The following is a 680-nucleotide window of genomic DNA, read 5'->3' as shown; positions in this document are numbered from 1 at the left end:
ATAAAAACGTTCAAAAATATGAGGTAAATCAGTACTTGGAATAGCTTGTCCGTAATTTACTATATCAATAGCGATCGTATTATTGCTTTCGTAAGCTGTAATATCAATATGATTTCCATCATTTCCATAAGTAATAGCGTTTATGATTAGGTTTTCAAACACACGTACTAATTTATCCCCATCAGCTAGTACCATTAGCTTTTGAGGTGGGAAAGAAGGTCGACATTCAATATTAGCTTCTTGAAGCTGTATCCGAAATTGGACAGTTAATTGTCCAAGCAATTCTACAATATCAATAGGAACAGAATTTAAACTTAACTCTTTATTTTGAACACGTGTATATTCAAACAAATCATTCATTAATGCGTTGAGACGGGTTACTTTATCGTAAATGACTTGTATGTAATGACGCAATTCCACTTCATCTCTATAATTATCATGATGGATTAAATTTACATATCCAACTATAGATGTAAGAGGCGTTCGTAAGTCATGTGATACATTCGTAATAAGTTCGCTTTTTGCTTGTTCCGCCTGTCTTTCTTCATCAATTGATACTTTTAACTGTTCAACAATTTGATTAACGCCAGTTGCTAATTCTTCTAAATAATTATGGTGTACAATAGAAACTTTATGATTAAAGTTTCCACTCGCAATATATCGAATTTCTTCAATCATTT

General features: G+C 31.8%; 1 protein-coding gene. It reads right to left on the bottom strand.

The features are described from left to right. On the bottom strand, nucleotides 1-680 hold a 680-nt coding region (locus KI356_RS27635; protein ID WP_212937056.1), incomplete at both ends, for a sensor histidine kinase.

It is taken from the genome of Bacillus hominis (assembly GCF_018332515.1).
Lineage (GTDB): Bacteria > Bacillota > Bacilli > Bacillales > Bacillaceae_G > Bacillus_A > Bacillus_A hominis.
The sequence above is the reverse complement of the archived record's forward strand: the minus strand, read 5'-3'. Positions and strand labels throughout refer to the sequence as shown.